Genomic DNA, 11,978 nt, shown 5'->3' with positions numbered 1-11,978 from the left:
AGATCCTTGATGCGTTGCGTCTCGCTGCTGGTCACGCCAGGACGTACGCCGGTATCGACCTCTTCACGCTTGATCCATTCCAGCAACGTCTGCGGCACGCAGCCAATCTTCGGGGCAATCGATTCGACCGCCGCCCACAGCGACGGATACTCTCCGCGATGCTCTTGCACCATGCGCACAGCGCGCTCACGGATCTCAGGTGAGAACTTGTTTGACTTCTTCATGGCTCCATCTTCTCAAGAGTTGGAGCCTCCACCAATCCCGGGGCGATTCAGGAACGAGATAGCTTTGGGGCAAGTAACGACTGATTTCACCGCGGATGACGCCAGTCAGACGCCGCACCGGCGCGCGCTTTCGCCTGCGTATCTGAGCCCAAAGAAAATCGCTTTGTTGATCATGCAGAGCAAAAACAAAGACGCTCGAACGCTACGCGACACCATCGAAAGTCACAACAACAACTACACGCTTGTGCGCCTCATCCTGGCCGCTAGCGTGATCTATTTTCACTCGTTTGCCCTGTCGCCAGGATTGCACGACCACCTATCGATGGCATTCCTTCCCGTCACTACCGTGGGCGGTCTTGCAGTTCAGTTGTTCTTTTTCCTCAGCGGTTTGTTCGTTGCGCAAAGTTTCAACAAGGACCCCCACGTTCCCAGCTTCATCCTTAAGCGGTTCATGAGAATTTGGCCGGGACTGTTCGTTTGCCTTTTGGTGACTTCGACCATAATTGCAGTGATCAACAAGCATCCAACATTCCTGCAGTATCTGAAGTTTGATGAGTTCTATGACTACACCCTGCGCAATAGCGTCTTTGACCTCACCTGGTACATCGACGGACTGCTGAAGAACAATGCCTCTCAAAGCTTGAATGGCTCCATTCATACGCTTCCGATGGAAGCGAAAATGTATGTTTTGCTCGCCTTCATCGGCGCGCTCGACATGGCCCGAACACCCACCCGACTGGCTATCGCGGGCGCCATTGCGTTTGTGGCGGTCGTCGTTCCAGGCATTGTTGAGCTATTACCGTTCACCCTGCTCAATGCTGACTACAGCCGCGCTGCAGCTGCCATGTTCCTCGCTGGCGTATGCGTCTACGGGTTATCTGTAAGGCTGCGCATCAGACTGTGGCAAGGAATCCTTCTGATCACCGGAGCCGTGGTATCGACCGGCATGGCCCACGTATTCCTGTTCTACGCATCAGCGGCGTGGATCATGATGATGATCGGCCAGTCGCCCCTGATCGGAAAAGTGTGGCGACCCAAACAGGATTTGAGCTACGGCATCTACATCTACGGGTGGCCTAGCCAGCAAATCATTATGGCTCTGGCGCCGATCCATCTGACAGCCTATGTGCTGACTTTAGTCGCGATCCCCTTATCAACTGCTTTTGCATCCCTGAGCTGGCGATTCGTCGAGAAGCCGTCGATCAAGTTTGGCAAAGATTTCCCTGCTCATGCGAACGCTCTCACGCTGAAGAAACACCGGAGAGTGCTGATCGCGCTGACGACCCTGCTTATCGTACTCGTCGGAGCCAGGTGGGCAGCACATCATTGGGCCTCTGCTCCCGTGCAGCCCATGCAGGCAACCATCGTAAACTTTGGGCCACAAGAGAGTCGCGCTGGCGAGCCGATCAACCTGCAGCCCAATGGCGAGTCAGCCATATGGATCACGACAGACGGTGGATCCGCACCCGATGGAACCGTCATCGTGATGGATGGTCATTACCTGTCGAGTCAGATAGCGGGAAATGTTGTCACCGCACGAGTGGACCCATCGATACTCGCAACATCGGGAGAAAAGTCGATTTTCCTTGAGCGTCGCTACGCGGACAGGATCGAGCGATCCAATGAGGTCAAACTCAAGGTTCGGTAACCGCTATCTCGCACCAGGTAGCCACCATTCCGCAGCCGATCGGCTGCGGTGGCGCGCCTCCAGATGCTCTTGAACACCCAGGTAGAGGCCATGCTGGCGAAGTCACCCAGCGCAGCCCGTCCGGACACGGTGACCGATTGGTTCAAGGTCGATGCCAATAAGACGAAGTTCGGCGGAACACGTCACCGTTGTACCCGAAGAACTTCTTCCAGACTGTATATAGATCACCAGCATCTCGCTGCTGGACGACGATCCCCGGAACATTCGTTCTTCCGACGACGTCCGGAAGCTGTGCAACGGCATACGTCGTCTTTTTCCACGCCAGCATCGGTGAAAAATCGACCGACTGAAGCGCGTCCGGCGCGTCCAACCCCGACACGCCGCCGCGCCCGGCCACTTCACGGTCTCGCCACGGCCTGATCAGGCCACCAAAGCGTGCGTCGCCCCCTTTTGGGATCAAGGCGAGGAATTCTGCGCAGGACGCACTGCACTACGTCAACGCCGCGCCCAAGACATCACCCACCACACGTCCGATACCTTGTATCTCGGCAACCACAAGGAGCGGCTGTGAGTCGCCCCGAACCTATGAGACCAAACAGGCGTATCTGCCGTCCTCATGACTCAGGAACCGCCGCGGCCATACCCCTCAGGAGAAGCTCAAACAGATACTTTCCGCGCCGTGGCCTCATATCAGGGACGTCAACTGCCCTTGCGCCAAATGCTCGACTTAGTACAGTCGGACACCCATAGGGAGATTCATGTTGGATACGCAAGTGACACCACTGACCATTGCGGATGCATTTTGGGAAAGGGTCAAGGGAATCAAGGATGCCGACCGCAGCGTCAACTGGTATCCCTACGACAGCTTGGGAAACATCGATAGCCTGAACCCGCTACTCCCTGATTGGATTTCCACAGGACTTGTAAACGGTTTCAACAAGGAACGTGTCCTCGACATTGGCCCCGCCGATGGGGATCTTGGCTACTTGTTCGCCTCAAGGGGTTGTCGCATTGATTTTCTCGACTACCCGCAGACCAACTACAACGATTGTCGCGGCATCAAGACCCTGGGTAAGACGCTCAAGATCAAACACGGGTACATTTCGTGTGACCTGGACAGGGGGTTTGCGCTCAAAGGCCAATACGACCTAGCGCTATGCCTCGGCGTTATCTACCACTTGCGCAACCCCATGCTTGTCTTGATGGAATTGGCCCGACACGCCCAACACATGCTGCTGTCAACGCGTGTGTCCACAGAGTTTCCCGACGGAGCCGACATGGGATCCTATCCCTGCGCCTACCTTCTTGAGTGCCGGGAATCCAATGACGATCCAACGAACTATTGGAGCATGTCTCCCTTTGGCCTGCGTCGTATCCTCAAGCGGTCTGGCTGGATCGTGAAATCGGAGGTTACTTATGGCCCGGGGAAATCCAACCCTATCCACCAAGACGCCGATAGCCGCATGTTTGTCTATTGCGAGCGCGTACCCAACTGGGCAGACCTAGGCAAACATCACGATTTTTGAAGCTCGCTCCCCAGCACGTCCCTGGAGCCCGAAAAGAAGTGCCTTCACGATTCCGACCTGCAACACCTGCCAGAACTAGCCACCAGCGGGCAAATGATCAGAGCATTCATGCGCCCGTCTCGACCGATGCATTGATGAACGCGACATGGCACATCGCAGCGATGCCCGATCTCAACAAGACGACTGAGTTGGCGTGCGACTAGCCCTTCAACACAACGCCAGGTTATTCGCGGATTTGAATGCAAAAGAACGCGGACATAACCATGTAACGGAGTCTTCCTCTTGGGCCCGATCTCGTTCTGACCTGCTTCCCGTTGCGGCGCGTCGGCGACTTCGCAGGAGCGCCGCCAAGAGGCGGCGACGTAGTACGAACACCAAGGCCCAGGGGCACGGGCCAATCGGTTAAACGGCCCGGAAAGCTACCCTGAGCGAGTGCGCCCGAAACATGGCGAAACATACCAGTCGCCACACGGCATCAGTCACCTAAGCCATTGAAAAATGGTGCCCCCGATACGATTCGAACGTACGACCTTCCCCTTAGGAGGGGGACGCTCTATCCAGCTGAGCTACGGGGGCAGCGGGGTGAATTCTGGCATGGAACGGTGGGCGGCGCGAACCCGGTCCGGGGCCCCTGCTAGAATGGTCGTTTTCATCCCGGCGCTATCCCCGCGCCACGGTCTGGAGTGAAGCATGTCCCACGAAATCCTCACTGCCCTCGGTCTTGGCAACACGCAATCAGGCACCTATCTGGGCAATGGCGAATGGTCGAAGACGACCGATGCCGGCACGCTGAATCCGGTCAACCCGGCTACCGGCGACGTGATTGCCTCGGTGCACGCATCGAGCGCGGCGGACTATGAACTGATCGTCATGCGCGCGCAGGAAGCCTTTAAGGTCTGGCGTACCACGCCGGCACCGCGTCGCGGCGAAGCAGTCCGCCTGTGCGGCGAAGCGCTGCGCAAGCATAAGGACGCCCTGGGTTCGCTGGTCGCCCTGGAAATGGGCAAGATCAAGCCTGAAGGCGATGGCGAAGTGCAGGAGATGATCGACATTGCCGACTTCGCGGTGGGCCAGAGCCGCATGCTCTACGGCTACACCATGCATTCGGAGCGCCCTGGCCACCGCATGTATGAGCAGTACCAGCCGCTGGGCCTGGTGGGCATCATCAGTGCGTTCAACTTCCCGGTGGCGGTGTGGGCATGGAATGCGTTCCTTGCCGGCATCTGCGGTGACATCTGCATTTGGAAGCCGTCGCCGAAGACGCCGCTGTCGGCCATCGCGACGATGAAGATCTGCAACGACGCGCTGAAGGAAGCCGGTTTCCCGGACATCTTCTTCCTGTTCAACGACGCTGGCACCGACATTTCGCAGGCGTTCGTGGACGACCATCGCATCCCGCTGATCAGCTTCACCGGTTCGACCAAGGTGGGCCGCCACGTAGGTGAGCGCGTCGCCAAGCGCATGGGCCGCTCGCTGCTGGAGCTGGGTGGCAACAACGCCATTGTTCTGGACGAAAGCGCAGACCTGAAGCTGGCAATCCCGGCTATCGTGTTCGGTGCCGTCGGCACCGCCGGTCAGCGCTGCACCACCACGCGCCGCTTGTTCGTGCACGAATCCATCGCTGCCGAAGTGACTGACAAGCTGATCACCGCGTACAAGCAAGTGGAAGGCAAGATCGGCGACCCGACGTTGGCCACCACGCTGATGGGTCCGCTCAACAGCAAGGAAGCCGTGCAGGCTTACCTGGGTGCCATCGAAAAGGCCAAGGCTACGGGCGGTACGGTGCGCACCGGCGGTGCCGCGCTCACCGATCGCAAGGGCAATTTCGTGCTGCCGACCATCATCACCGGCGTGAAGAACAGCGACGAAGTGGTGCAGACGGAAACCTTCGCGCCGATTCTCTACGTGATTCCGTTCAAGACGCTGGATGAAGCCATCGACCTGCAGAACAGTGTGCCGCAGGGCTTGTCCTCCGCCATCTTCACGCAGAACCTGAAGTCCGCCGAGCAGTATCTGTCGGCAGCGGGCTCCGACTGCGGCATTGCCAACGTCAACATCGGCACGTCCGGTGCGGAAATTGGCGGCGCGTTCGGCGGTGAGAAGGAAACCGGTGGCGGTCGCGAGTCGGGTTCGGATGCATGGAAGGTCTACATGCGCCGCCAGACCAACACCATCAACTACTCGAACTCGTTGCCGCTCGCACAGGGCATCAAGTTCGATCTGTAAGACCGTGACACGGGGTGGCCGGCGCTTGCCGGCTGCCCTTTCTTTCCAACGTGCGCAGGACGTGCAGGAACCATGAGCTACCAGCCCGCTACCCAACGCACGACCAATCAGCTGGCGGTGGTCAGCCTGGTGTTCGGCATCGCCACCTGGCTTCTGCTGCCGGTGGTCGGCGCCATCGTCGCGGTGGTCTGCGGCCATATGGCGCGCAAGGAAATCCGACGGGCACCGCAAGGCGCTGTGGACGGTGATGGGCTGGCGCTCGCCGGGCTGATCCTGGGCTATACGCAGATCGTATTTACGGTTCTTGGTGCGCTGTTCGTCATCGCATTCATCGCGTTTGGCCTCGGTGTCGGCGCTAGCTACTTGCACTGAAACGATCATGGCCGATACGCGAGAAACGACAGGCGAGGCATCCACGGCCTTCGATTTTCGCGGATATTGCGTCGTCATTTGCGGCGGCAGCAAGGGCATTGGGCGCAGCATCGCGCAGGCCTTCGCCCAGGCGGGTGCATCCGTCTCAGTGTGCGCACGTGGCGAATCCGCGTTGGCCGACGCACGCCATGCGATCGCCGCCTATGGCGCGACAGTGCATACACGCAGCTGTGACCTCGGCGACGCTGCAGCCATTGAAAGCTACATCCATGAAGCCGCCGATGTACTGGGCGGCATCGACGTGCTGGTGAACAACGCCAGCGGCTACGGTTTCAGCGACGATGACGACGGCTGGGCTGCCGGATTCAACATCGACCTGATGGCCGCGGTACGCGCGTCGCGCCATGCCCTGCCCTGGCTGAAGGCGTCATCGCATGGCTCGATTCTGCACACCTCGTCCATCGCAGCGTTCCATCCTGGCGTGCGTGGCCCAGCGTATGCGGCGGTCAAGGCCGCGCTGAATCAGTACACCACCTCACAGGCGCTGACGCTGGCCGAACACCGCATCCGCGTCAACGCCATCGCGCCGGGCTCCATCGAGTTTCCGGACGGGTTGTGGGATCGCCGCAAAACCGAAGCACCCGAGCTGTACCAGCGTACGCTGGCGAAGATTCCCTTCGGCCGTTTCGGCAAGCCGGAGGAAATCGCCCATACCGCGCTGTTCCTCGCCTCACCGTTCGCCAGCTGGATCACCGGCCAGACGCTGTGCGTCGACGGCGGCCAATTGCTCACGGGGTAATGCCATGACCGATCTCAAGTCCACCGAACGCTTCAGCGACCGCGTCGCTGAGTACGTACGCTATCGGCCCGACTATCCTGGCGCGATGCTGGAGTGGTTGCAGGACACGTTCGGCATCGCTCCAGCATGGCAGGTGGCGGATATCGGCGCTGGCACGGGTATCTCCAGCAAGCTTTTCCTCGACGGTGGTTACCGTGTGATCGCCGTGGAGCCAAATGCGTCCATGCGCGAAGCTGCCGAGAGCTGGCTGGGCGACGATCCGCTCTTCACCGCCGTCGATGGCCGTGCCACGGCCACTGGCCTGGGCGATGCGAGCGTGGATCTCATCACCGTGGCGCAAGCCTTCCATTGGTTTGATAAGGACGCGACGCGCGAGGAGTTCCGGCGCATCCTGAGCCCCAAGGGGCTGGCGGCTATCATCTGGAATTCCCGTCATCTGGTGGGCACGCCGTTCCTCGAGGGCTATGAAGCACTGCTTAAGCAGTACGGCACGGATTACACCAGCGTGGCCGAACGCTACGGCGATGAGCTCAGCATGCGCGCCTGGTTCGCAGACGGCTACCTTGCCATGGGCCGCTTCGATCATGGCCAGCTGCTGGACTACGACGGCCTGGCCGGCCGCCTGCTTTCGTCGTCCTATGCACCGCGCGAAGGACAGCCGCAACACGAACCGATGATGCGCGCGTTGCGCGAGCTGTTCGACCGCTGCGCGGTGAACGGGCGCATCAGCTTTGACTACGACACCGTCATCTACGTGGGCAAGCTCAAATGACTATGTACAACCTTATCCGCCCACTGCTGTTCGCACTCGACGCGGAAGCGGCGCACCGCGCGACCCTTTACGGTCTGGACGTTGCCCATCGCAGCAACTTCATCCACAAGGTGGCCAAGCCGCCAGCCGAGTTGCCCACCACGGCGTTCGGTGTTCGCTTCCCCAACCCTGTGGGGCTTGCTGCCGGCCTGGACAAGAACGCCGACCACCTGGACGCACTGGGCGCGCTGGGTTTCGGCTTTGTCGAGGTGGGCACCACCACGCCACGCCCGCAGCTGGGCAATGACAAGCCACGCATGTTCCGCCTGCCCCGCCACCAGGCGGTGATCAATCGCCTCGGCTTCAATAACGACGGCGTGGATGCGCTAGTGCGCAACGTGCAGAAGTCCAGCTATCGCGGTGTGCTCGGCATCAATATCGGCAAGAACAAGGACACGCCCAACGAGAAGGCGGTGGACGATTACCTGTTCTGCCTGGAGCGCGTCTATGCACTCGCCAGCTACATCACAGTGAACATCTCCTCGCCCAATACGCAGGGTCTGCGCGACCTGCAGGAAGAGGCCACGCTGCGTCGCTTTATCGAGACATTGCGCGAAGCACAGGAACGCCTGGGCTCGCAGACCGGCGCACGCAAGCCGATGCTGCTAAAGATCGCACCGGACCTGAGCGACACCGAGCTGGACGCCATCGCCGAAGTGCTGCTGGCGGCAAAGGTGGATGGAGTGATCTGCACCAACACGACGATTGATCATTCTGCCGTGGCGGACGACCCGCATGGCAACGAGACCGGAGGCCTTTCCGGCAAGCCCCTGTTCGCCCGGTCCACGGCGGTGTTGCGCGGCATGCGCCAGCGCGTGGGCAACCAGTTGGACATCATCGGTGTGGGCGGCATCCTCGACGGCAACAACGCCGCGGAGAAGATCGACGCCGGCGCCTCGCTGGTCCAGATCTACTCCGGCATGGTCTATCGCGGTCCGGCACTCATCGCCGAATGCGTCGATGCGATCCGTCACCAGCGGGAAGACACGCATGCCGGTTGAGCGCATTGACATGGGCGGCTACACGCTGATCGAAAACGCTCCGCTTGGCACGCGCAACACACTGCGCGTCGATGCACGTGCGCGCCTGCTGGCGGAAATCCACGACGCATCCAAGCTCACCGAGCTGCTGGATTTCCCTGCCGTGCGCGGCGGCAAACTGCTGGTGCTGGGTGAAGGCAGCAACATGCTGTTCACCGGCGATGTCGACGCTACCGTGCTGGCCATGGCCACGCGCGGCGTGCAGGTGGAACAGGACGGTGAAGTCGCACGCATCGCCGTAGCGGCGGGCGAGCGCTGGGACGACTTCGTGCGCTGGACGCTGGGCCAAGGCTTCGCCGGGTTGGAAAACCTCATTCTGATTCCGGGCACCGTGGGCGCCGCGCCGATCCAGAACATCGGCGCGTACGGTACGGAAGTTGCCGAGTTCATCGAAAGCGTGGAAGCGTGGGATACCAAGGAGCAGCGCGTCGCCGTACTCGACCGCGCCGCTTGTGCTTTCGCCTACCGCGACTCGGTGTTCAAGCACGAACCAGGGCGTTACATCGTCACCGCCGTGCGCTTCGCCCTGCCCCGCTCCCGCGAACTGCGCCTGGATTACGCGGGCATCCGCGACGAGTTGGCCCGCATGGGCATCGCCAAGCCGGCGCCCTTCCACGTGGCCGAGGCCGTCGTGCATCTGCGTACGAAGAAACTGCCGGACCCGGCGGTGATCGGCAATGCTGGCAGCTTCTTCAAGAACCCCATCGTCGATGCCTCGCTAGGTGAAGCGCTCAAGCGCGAGCATCCGGAACTGGTGTCGTGGGTGAGCGGCGACGGACGCTGGAAACTCTCCGCTGCCTGGTTGATCGAAACTAGCGGCTTCAAAGGCATGCGCGACGGCGACGCTGGCATCTCCAACCGTCATTCGCTGGTGCTGGTGAACCACGGACGCGCCACCGGCGCCGAGTTGTGGGCCTTTGCACAGAAAGTGATTGAAGGTGTGCGCAGCAAGTTTGGCGTGCGGCTGGAGCCGGAGCCGGTAGTCGTCTAACGCAACGCGCCCCCTAAGAAGTTCGTCATTCCCGCTTTCGCAGGAATGACGAACCACGCGCACCGGTTTTCGAGCCCTCGCAAAGCCCTTGCACGAGGCTCTCTAGCGGAGCAAAAGCAGCGACGTGCTTCGGTCGCACGCGAGATGCACCACTGCAGAAACCTCGCGAATACCCTCAGGCATTTTTGCGCTCGAGGTTCGGCAGGAATGCCGTGATGATGCCGATCAGCGGCAGGTAGGCGCACAGGCCGTACACATACTCGATACCACGTGCGTCCGCGACGTGCCCGAGCACGGCCGCACCGATGCCGCCCATGCCGAAGGCGAAACCGAAGAACAGACCCGATACCGTACCCACGCGGCCCGGTATCAATTCCTGCGCATACACCAGGATGGCCGAGAACGCCGAGGCCAGAATCAAGCCGATGATTACCGTGAGCACGCCGGTCCAGAACAGGCTGGCGTGTGGCAGGAGCAGCGTGAACGGCGCCACGCCCAGGATAGATGCCCAGATCACCCACTTGCGGCCGATGCGGTCGCCCACCGGCCCGCCGATCAGCGCGCCCACGGCCACGGCGAACAGGAATACGAACAGATGCGTCTGTGCGCTCTGAACAGACACCCCGAACTTGTGAATCAGGAAGAACGTGTAATAGCTGCTGATGCTCGCCAGATAGAAATACTTGGAGAAGATCAGCAGGCCGAGGATCACCAGCGACCACACCACCTGCGTCTGCGAAAGTACGACGTGCGAGGCGCTGCGCCCCTTCGGTTTGCCGCGCACCGCGTGGTGATCGCGATACCACCGGCTCACTTGCAGTAGCACCACGATGGCCAACAGTGCCGCCAGCGCAAACCACGCCACGCTGCCGCGGCCGTGCGGCACGATGATCCACGCCGCCAGCAACGGGCCCAGCGAGGCACCGGCATTGCCGCCCACTTGGAACAGCGACTGCGCCAGACCATGGCGGCCACCCGAGGCCATGCGCGCCACGCGCGAGGACTCCGGATGGAACACCGACGAGCCCGTGCCCACCAGCGCCGCCGCAACCAGCAGCACCGCGAAGTTCGGCGCGGTCGCCAGCAGCAACAGGCCGCACAGCGTGAAACCCATGCCGATGGGCAGGGAATAAGGCATCGGCTTCTTGTCAGTGATCAGGCCCACCGCGGGCTGCAGCAGTGACGCGGTGATCTGGTACGTCAGCGTGATCGTGCCGATCTGGGCGAAGCTGAGATTGAAACCGCTCTTGAGGATCGGATAGATCGCCAAGATCAACGACTGGATCATGTCGTTGAGCAGGTGCGAGAAGCTGATCGCCCCGAGGATGCGGAATTCCGTGGAATGCTCGGCCTGAGCAATAGGCGGAGCAACGGACGGTACGGCGGGTGGCGTGGCGGCCAGCGGCATGTCTTCGACGCGAGTTTGCATGATGACTCGTAGGGGGGGATGTGCGGCAACACGACGCGCTTGCGTCGGTGGGGAGCCCACCATAAAGTGGGCGGCGTGGGCCCGCATGCATCACCGGGTCAATTTCTGTCGAAAATGGGCCAAACCTGTGCGCAACGCCCGCGCCGAAGCGTATGACCAGACACCCCGCGACGTGATCGCGACGGGTAACGAATACCCCACGCACCACGTGCTGCCCCCGCATTCGCATCGGCGCGGACAGTTGCTTTACGCCTCCACCGGCGTGCTGACCACGGTCACCAGCGAAGGCAGCTGGGTGGTGCCGCCGCGACGAGCGCTGTGGATTCCGCCGGGCGTGACGCATGAAGTGCACATGGGCGGCCCCGTCACCACGCGCAGCGCCTACGTGACACCCGAAGCTGCGCGTGCTGCCGGCCTGGCTTCCCACTGCCAGGTCATCGCTGTCTCGCCCCTGCTCCACGAGCTGTTGATGGAAGCAGTGGATCTGCCTGCCGAGTACGAACTGGATGGACGCGACGGGCACGTCATGGGCCTATTGCTGGACGAGATCCGCCGGATGCCCGTTTTGCCGCTCAGCACACCGCTGCCCCGCGAAAAGCGCCTTGCCACGCTGTGTCGCCAACTGTTGGAGCAACCCTCGCAGGAAGTGAAGATCGACGACATGGCGCGCAAGGCGGGCATGAGCCGCCGCCATTTCACCCGCACGTTTCGCGAGGAAACCGGCATGAGCTTCACCGCATGGCGGCAGCAGGCCTGCCTGCTGTCGGCGCTGACGCGGCTAGGCAACGGCGAGGCCATCACGCAGGTCGCGGTGGACCTTGGTTACGGCAATCCCAGCGCATTCACCGCAGCCTTCCGGCGCGTGCTTGGCATGGCGCCCAGCCGCTATCTCGCGTCACCCGCAGCGTAAAA

Annotated in this window: 10 protein-coding genes, 1 tRNA gene and 1 pseudogene; 9 read left to right on the top strand and 3 right to left on the bottom strand. The window is 61.3% G+C overall.

What is annotated here, in order from left to right; genetic code table 11:
* A pseudogene (locus DyAD56_RS22135) lies at positions 1-224 on the bottom strand (IS3 family transposase); the annotation flags it as partial.
* Between DyAD56_RS22135 and DyAD56_RS22130 the strand changes: the two are divergent.
* Positions 208-1,872: an acyltransferase gene (locus tag DyAD56_RS22130; RefSeq protein ID WP_158241429.1), complete on the top strand. Its 1,665-nt coding sequence runs from the start codon at positions 208-210 to the stop codon at positions 1,870-1,872. The pseudogene DyAD56_RS22135 and the gene DyAD56_RS22130 sit on opposite strands and share 17 nt — an antisense overlap.
* Before the next feature lie 758 nt (positions 1,873-2,630).
* Positions 2,631-3,398: a methyltransferase domain-containing protein gene (locus tag DyAD56_RS22125; protein WP_102305000.1), complete on the top strand. Its 768-nt coding sequence runs from the start codon at positions 2,631-2,633 to the stop codon at positions 3,396-3,398.
* Between the two features lie 499 nt (positions 3,399-3,897).
* Here DyAD56_RS22125 and DyAD56_RS22120 read toward each other — a convergent pair.
* A tRNA-Arg gene (locus DyAD56_RS22120) sits at positions 3,898-3,974 on the bottom strand.
* Positions 3,975-4,088: 114 nt separating this feature from the next.
* Between DyAD56_RS22120 and DyAD56_RS22115 the strand changes: the two genes are divergently transcribed.
* From DyAD56_RS22115 to murB, 6 genes are all read left to right on the top strand, one after another.
* A complete protein-coding gene (locus DyAD56_RS22115) occupies positions 4,089-5,624 on the top strand; it encodes an aldehyde dehydrogenase family protein (protein ID WP_102304999.1) in 1,536 nt (511 codons plus the stop codon).
* Between the two features lie 72 nt (positions 5,625-5,696).
* A complete protein-coding gene (locus tag DyAD56_RS22110) occupies positions 5,697-5,996 on the top strand; it encodes a DUF4190 domain-containing protein (RefSeq protein ID WP_102304998.1) in 300 nt (99 codons plus the stop codon).
* A 7-nt stretch (positions 5,997-6,003) separates the two neighbouring features.
* Positions 6,004-6,795 carry an SDR family oxidoreductase gene (locus DyAD56_RS22105; protein ID WP_102304997.1) on the top strand — a complete coding sequence of 264 codons (792 nt, stop codon included), beginning with the start codon at positions 6,004-6,006 and terminating at the stop codon, positions 6,793-6,795.
* A gap of 4 nt (positions 6,796-6,799) precedes the next feature.
* The gene (locus DyAD56_RS22100) at positions 6,800-7,567 is read left to right on the top strand and encodes a class I SAM-dependent methyltransferase (RefSeq protein WP_102304996.1); all 768 of its coding nucleotides are present in this window, start codon (positions 6,800-6,802) and stop codon (positions 7,565-7,567) included.
* Positions 7,568-7,569: 2 nt separating this feature from the next.
* A complete protein-coding gene (locus DyAD56_RS22095; protein ID WP_102304995.1) occupies positions 7,570-8,607 on the top strand; it encodes a quinone-dependent dihydroorotate dehydrogenase in 1,038 nt (345 codons plus the stop codon).
* 10 nt (positions 8,608-8,617) lie between these two features.
* Positions 8,618-9,637 carry a UDP-N-acetylmuramate dehydrogenase gene (gene murB / locus DyAD56_RS22090; RefSeq protein WP_102305006.1) on the top strand — a complete coding sequence of 340 codons (1,020 nt, stop codon included), beginning with the start codon at positions 8,618-8,620 and terminating at the stop codon, positions 9,635-9,637.
* Positions 9,638-9,812: 175 nt separating this feature from the next.
* Here the strand turns inward: murB and DyAD56_RS22085 are convergent, their stop codons facing one another.
* On the bottom strand, positions 9,813-11,066 hold the full coding sequence (locus DyAD56_RS22085; RefSeq protein WP_102304994.1) for an MFS transporter: 1,254 nt from the start codon (positions 11,064-11,066) through the stop codon (positions 9,813-9,815).
* Between the two features lie 127 nt (positions 11,067-11,193).
* Here DyAD56_RS22085 and DyAD56_RS22080 point away from each other — a divergent pair, with 127 nt between their 5' ends.
* Complete coding sequence (locus tag DyAD56_RS22080; protein WP_102304993.1) at positions 11,194-11,976, top strand: helix-turn-helix transcriptional regulator; 783 nt, start codon at positions 11,194-11,196, stop codon at positions 11,974-11,976.
* The last annotated feature ends 2 nt before the right edge of the window (positions 11,977-11,978 follow it).

Origin of the sequence: Dyella sp. AD56, assembly GCF_002878475.1 — a bacterium.
Classification (GTDB): domain Bacteria; phylum Pseudomonadota; class Gammaproteobacteria; order Xanthomonadales; family Rhodanobacteraceae; genus Dyella.
This window is presented reverse-complemented; position numbering and strand designations above follow the sequence as displayed.

Excerpts from the sequence above, each read along its gene's own strand:
- DyAD56_RS22100 (WP_102304996.1), top strand. The coding sequence starts at position 6,800 with ATGACCGATCTCAAGTCCACCGAACGCTTCAGCGACCGCGTCGCTGAG.
- DyAD56_RS22110 (WP_102304998.1), top strand. The coding sequence starts at position 5,697 with ATGAGCTACCAGCCCGCTACCCAACGCACGACCAATCAGCTGGCGGTG.
- DyAD56_RS22125 (WP_102305000.1), top strand. The coding sequence starts at position 2,631 with ATGTTGGATACGCAAGTGACACCACTGACCATTGCGGATGCATTTTGG.
- DyAD56_RS22115 (WP_102304999.1), top strand. The coding sequence starts at position 4,089 with ATGTCCCACGAAATCCTCACTGCCCTCGGTCTTGGCAACACGCAATCA.
- DyAD56_RS22095 (WP_102304995.1), top strand. The coding sequence starts at position 7,570 with ATGTACAACCTTATCCGCCCACTGCTGTTCGCACTCGACGCGGAAGCG.
- DyAD56_RS22105 (WP_102304997.1), top strand. The coding sequence starts at position 6,004 with ATGGCCGATACGCGAGAAACGACAGGCGAGGCATCCACGGCCTTCGAT.
- DyAD56_RS22085 (WP_102304994.1), bottom strand. The coding sequence starts at position 11,066 with ATGCAAACTCGCGTCGAAGACATGCCGCTGGCCGCCACGCCACCCGCC.
- murB (WP_102305006.1), top strand. The coding sequence starts at position 8,618 with ATGGGCGGCTACACGCTGATCGAAAACGCTCCGCTTGGCACGCGCAAC.